This is a genomic window from Borborobacter arsenicus (genome assembly GCF_003934165.1).
Lineage (GTDB): Bacteria > Pseudomonadota > Alphaproteobacteria > Rhizobiales > Rhizobiaceae > Pseudaminobacter > Pseudaminobacter arsenicus.
Map to the genome: position 1 here is coordinate 1 of NZ_ML133520.1, position 3,718 is coordinate 3,718.

General features: G+C 59.9%; 2 protein-coding genes and 2 pseudogenes. 1 reads left to right on the top strand and 3 read right to left on the bottom strand.

The annotated features are described in order from the left end of the window. Positions 1 to 8 precede the first annotated feature (8 nt). The 3 genes and pseudogenes from EET67_RS07655 to istA form a co-directional block, all read right to left on the bottom strand. The coding region (locus EET67_RS07655) for an ATP-binding protein (RefSeq protein ID WP_245450784.1) at positions 9 to 518 on the bottom strand (510 nt) is incomplete at its 5' end. A 1-nt stretch (position 519) separates the two neighbouring features. Then, positions 520 to 671, bottom strand: a pseudogene (locus tag EET67_RS26060) (IS21-like element helper ATPase IstB); the annotation flags it as partial. Then, a pseudogene (istA, locus tag EET67_RS07660) lies at positions 604 to 2,170 on the bottom strand (IS21 family transposase). The pseudogenes istA and EET67_RS26060, both read right to left, overlap by 68 nt. A gap of 279 nt (positions 2,171 to 2,449) precedes the next feature. Here istA and EET67_RS07665 point away from each other — a divergent pair. After that, positions 2,450 to 3,403, top strand: a complete 954-nt coding sequence (locus EET67_RS07665) for a hypothetical protein (protein WP_128625582.1) — start codon at positions 2,450 to 2,452, stop codon at positions 3,401 to 3,403. The last annotated feature ends 315 nt before the right edge of the window (positions 3,404 to 3,718 follow it).

Here is a 3,718-nt window from a genome sequence, read left to right on the forward strand (position 1 = left end):
GAAAAGGCTCAGACCATGAATCCGACAGCACACGGGGAGGATGCATCCGATGTCTTGACGCCAAACCCCTCATGTGAGCTTTGAGAGCGGTTCTTGAAGCGCCAGGACTCGTTTCCGGTCTCGACGATCTCGCAATGATGGGTCAGACGGTCGAGGAGCGCGGTCGTCATCTTGGCATCACCGAACACCGTGGGCCATTCGCCGAAGGCAAGGTTTGTGGTGACGATGATCGAGGTGCGCTCGTAAAGCCTGCTGATGAGATGGAACAGGAGCTGGCCGCCGGCCTGAGCGAACGGCAGGTATCCGAGTTCGTCGAGGATGATGAAGTCGAGACGAGTGAGGTAGTCCGCCGTCCGCCCCTGCTTGCCGCTGCGTGTTTCCGTTTCCAACCGATTGACCAGATCGACGACGTTGAAGAAGCGCCCGCGTGTTCCGTTGCGGATGAGGGCTCGGGCAATGGCGATGGCCAGATGGCTCTTTCCGGTTCCCGTGCCGCCGACGAGGACGACGTTGCGTTGNTTCTCGGCAATCTCCGACTGTAGCAGGTCGCCAACGATGCGCGGCGGTTCGTGCTGCCGCTTGATACCGTTGCCCATGACCTCGTCATAAGCGCTGCGCATTCCGTAGAGCTTGAGCGTGCTCATCAGTTCGAGAACCTGTGTGCGTTCCATCAGCTTGCCCTCCTGAGCCTGTCATAGCGTGCGCAATCGGCGACCGGCTCATGGGTCAGCCGCAACGCATCCGGGGTTTGCAAGATTGCGGCCGGAGCCGGATCACGGCTTCGGGCCAGAATGTTGATGATCACCGAGGCCGAGCAGACGCCGTGATCTAAAGCCTCCTGGCAGGCGGCATCGACGGCCGCCAGGCCATCGGCGGGAACACAGCCGAGAATGGTGACCATTTGCCGATCACCATCATGGACGCTCTTCAGCCGCCGACGCACTTTCTCCATCGCTGCGGGCAAGACCCATTCCCGGAACGGCGCACCGTTGCGCAGAGCACCGGGTTTACGCGCCAGAACGGGCACATAATGCCAGGGATCGTAGACCGTCTCGCCACGGCCAAAGCAACGCGGATGCTCACCGACGTTCACGCCATCCTGCCGGATCACGATCTTCTCGGCATAGGCATGAACCTCGACAGGACGGCCGACCGCCGTCGACAGGACGGAGTATTTGTTGTTGTCGAAGCGGACCGTGCAGGTCTTCGACACCGAGGCAGGGACGCAGTGGAAACCGTCGAACGGCCCGACATAATGGACGAGGCTGCCGCGCTCCGCCTCGACCATCTGCCAGATCGTCCGGTCTGCTTGTTCGGGATGACGGTGGGCTTTTGCATAGGCGATACACTTGTCGAGCAGCCAGACGTTCAGCTCTTCCAGGCTTTTGACGCGAAGGCGCGGGGTAAAGAAGCGTTCGCGCACGAGGCCAACCTGGTTCTCAACCTGTCCCTTCTCCCATCCGGATGCGGGCGTGCAGGCAACAGGCTGAACGAGATAGTGGCTGCACATCTGCAGGAAGCGGCGATTGTATTGCCGCTCCTTGCCGACGAACACCGCTTCGACCGCCGTCTTCATGTTGTCGTAGATGCCGCGTGTGCAGGTGCCCCGAAAGAACGCGAAGGCCCGATCATGGGCATCGAAGACCATCTCCTGGCTCTCGCGCATATAGGCCCGGACGAACATCATCCGGCTGTGGCAGAGCCGGACATGGGCGACCTTGACGGTCGTCGTCACGCCGTTGATCACAATGATCTCGTGGCTCCAGTCAAACTGGTAGGCTTCGCCGGGTGCGTAATAGAGGGGAACATAGGCATCCGTCGTCACGGCTCCCCGGTTCTTTGCCCAGGCCTTGGCATATCGACGGATCGCATCATAGCTGCCATCGTAACCGAGCGCCCGGACCTCTTCGTAAATCCGGATCAGCGTCAGCCGTTCACGCGATGGCTTACCCTCGTTGGCTGTCAGAAACCGCTCGATCTCGGCCTTCCAGGCCCCGATCCTTGGTAGCGGTTGCCGCTCTCGCTCATAGGTGAAGTCCGTCTCGTTGGAGCGCAGTATCTTGCGAACCGTGTTGCGCGACACGTGCAGTTCTCGAGCGATCTTCTTCACCGACCAGCCCTGCACATGGAAGGCCCGTCGAACACGCGCAATCGTATCCACTCGCTTCAACTCCCGCTCCATCCGCCGCAAAAAGCCGGATGGTCAGATGAAATCTGAGGGGGGTCAAAATTGGACGCCGATTACCCCGCCAAGGGGGTCAAATTTGCATGCCGAAACACAGACAACACCTTCACCTTCTCCGAGCCCGGGGTCACGGTCGGCTTCGATGGCAAGGCCGATATGCATCTCCTCCGTACCGGTTTGAACTATCATTTTTGATGCAACGGGGCAGCTCACCACACGGGGATGAGCTGGGTGATCGTGGTATAAAAGTGCATGGACAGGGGCATGGAGGGTCTGCGGAAATCAGCGCAGGAAGTGGAGATTGACCACTTGCTGGCCGAGGAGTTTTCTTGCGATGCCTCTTTCGCAGGGCGGTTTCTGTCAGCCTGCCGACCTCAACTATCCTGCCCGGACTTTCGGGTGTCGATGGCGGTTCCCGGGCCAAGCCTCGGCGGTGAGGGCTTCGGGGATATTCTCGTCGAGGGTGACGCGGGTGAACTGCGCGTCGCGCTCCTTATCGAGGACAAGATCACAGCCGGCCCTGGCGTGCGACAAGCGGAGCGGTATCTGGCATATGCCGAACGGATGCGTGGGATGGGTTGGGACCAGGTTTGGTGCATCTTGGCCGCCCCAGCGTCTTATCGCGGTGAGCGTGAAGAATACGATGCCAGCATCGATTTGGAGACAGTGGCGAGGCTGCTTCGATCGCCGGACCTTAAACGGGTGGCGTATCGCCGCGCAATTATTGAACGCGCACTGAGAAAGCGCGCAACATCCGGCGTCACAATCCCCGACCCCGCATTGCACCGGATGAAAGCAGACTATCTGCACTTCGTTGCCAGGTGGTGCGCGGCGGAGGACCTGGCGCTCAGTTTCCCGCCTCTCCGCGACAGCTACTACGATGGCGATTCCTGGATAGACCCGATCCGCCATTCGCGCCTGCCAGATCATGTCTGGCTGCGTCACCGGCTTTGGACGTCGGTGAAGGCACCAGCGGGACAGATAGATTTGATTGCCAAGACTGCAGATGCGGCGGAGCATTTGCGATTTCGTTTGGAGAGACCCGACGGTGCCGTCACGACCCAATTCTCGAAGGGCAAGGGCGTGCAGATCTCGTTGCCACTCCCCGAAATGCGGCAGGGGTCGGGTTTCGATGCAAAGATTGCTTCAGAGGCATGTCATGCAATGAGAACCCTCGTCCGCTGGTATATTGACAAGGCCGGCTCCGAGAGTAGCTGACCACTGGGTTTCGTGTTCAACTGCGCTTCTATCCGCGTGCCAAAGCACACGGACCTCCACTAACGCCAGGGATGGCGGTGACTGCCGGTGGGTTCGGCGCATAGCCACCCGCGTCACGGCTATGAACATCACGACAGCAAATCCGAATCAGTCTGCATCCCGTTTGGCGTGCGGTGAGCGACCGCTGTGTGCGAAGGAAAGTAAGCGCGTAGGTCACCCCACGTAGCGGCTGGTTCGCTGATCTGGGAGTCTCCAGGGTGATTTGTCCTGGGAGGCTCCTGTGAGCGCACATATGTCTGATAGCAAGAACTTCGA